This is a genomic window from Kitasatospora sp. NPDC058406 (assembly GCF_042722765.1).
GTDB lineage: Bacteria > Actinomycetota > Actinomycetes > Streptomycetales > Streptomycetaceae > Kitasatospora.
On the sequence record NZ_JBHXKE010000493.1, the window covers coordinates 1 to 1,680 of the forward strand.

Genomic DNA, 1,680 nt, shown 5'->3' on the forward strand with positions numbered 1-1,680 from the left:
CGGGACGAGGACTTCGCCGACTGGTACCCGCGCGACGGCAGGCCCGGGCTGTCGCCGGCCCAGTTGGCCACGGTGAGCGTGCTGCAGTTCGTGCTAGGCCTGTCCGACCGCGATGCCGCCGAGGCCGTGCGCTGCCGCATCGACTTCAAATACGCCCTTGGCCTCGAACTCGACGACCCCGGCTTCCACCACAGCGTGCTGACCGACTTCCGAGACTGCCTGCTCCAGGACGGCCGGGCGGACCGCCTCCTCGACCTCGCCCTGGCACGACTGAAAGGGGCTGGCCTGGTCCGAGAGCGCACCACCCAGCGCACGGACTCCACCCACGTCCTGGCCACCGTCCGCGACCTGACCCGCCTCGAACTGGTCACCGAGGCCGTGCGCACGGCCCTGGAAGGACGCGCCCGCACCGCCGACCACGCGCTGGACGGCCTGGTCGGCGAGGACTGGGGCCGCCGCTACGGCCGACCGGTGCGCCTGGGCAAGAACCCCACCCGGCCCAAGACCCGGATCAACACCACCGGCGACGACGCCCGCCGCCTGCTCGAACACCTCGGCCGCAACCACCCCTCCCTGCTCGGCAGGCCCCAAGTCCAGGTCCTGCGGCAGATCCTGGTGCAGAACTACTACTGGGACCCCGTCGGGCGCCTGCGCTGGCGCGACGATGACGACGCCAGCGGCCTGCCGCCCTCGGCGCAGCGGATCGTCTCGCCCTACGACCCGACGGCCCGCTACGCACGCCGCGGGCAGGTCACCCGCTGGACGGGGTTCCTCGCCCATGTGACCGAGACCTGCTCCGACGACGGACCCAATGTGATCACTGACGTGGCCACTATGCCGGCGACCAGCGCCGACACCGAGGTCCTGCCCGGCATCCACAGCCGGCTGGAGCGCCGCAGCCTGCTGCCCGACGAGCATCTGGTCGACGGCGGCTACACCTCCCTGCCCCACCTGGAACAGGCCCAGCGCGGACACCGTGTCACCGTCGTCGGACCACTGCCGGGCAACCCCACCCGCCAGCACCGCCGCGGTGAGGGCTTCGCCCGCGACGACTTCCGGATCGACTTCGACCGCAAGGAGGTCACCTGCCCGCAGGGCCAGATCAGCGCCGGCTGGCACGGCCCCTACCCGACCTCCTCACCGACCGCCGCTCCACTGATCATCGCCCGCTTCACCAAGAGCCAGTGCCAGCCCTGCCCGGTCCGGGCCAAGTGCACCAGTTCCCGCGACGTCCACCGCTCCGTGGGCTTCCCTCCGCGCGCGCTGCTCGAACTGCAGTTGCGCAACCGCGCCGACCAGCAGGATCCGGCCTGGCACAAGCGATATGCGGTCCGCTCCGGAATCGAGGGCACCATCTGCGAGTTCGCCCACGGCCATGGCATGCGCCACTGCCGCTACCGCGGGCAGGCCAAGGCGCACCTACAGCACGTGCTCACCGCCATCGCCGTCAACGTCGAACGCCTCAGCAAGCAGGCCCCCGGCGAAAGCGCGCCCCCACGACCGCCGACAGCCTTCCAGGACCACCTCGACCAGCAAGGCATCCCGCGCCTACGTTCCTGGCGAGCCGTCAGCTGAGAGGACGGCAACCAAGATCCCCGACTGTGAGGATGTGGATGGCACCGCTCGAGGGTCTGACCCGATCCCCGATTGACGCTTCGGCTGTCCTCACTCTGAATCGTC

1 protein-coding gene is annotated in these 1,680 nt (G+C 70.8%); it reads left to right on the forward strand.

The genetic code is table 11. The features are described 5' to 3' along the window. The coding region (locus ACFWOG_RS40800) for an IS1182 family transposase (protein WP_380364808.1) at positions 1–1,575 on the forward strand (1,575 nt) is incomplete at its 5' end. Between the last annotated feature and the right edge of the window lie 105 nt (positions 1,576–1,680).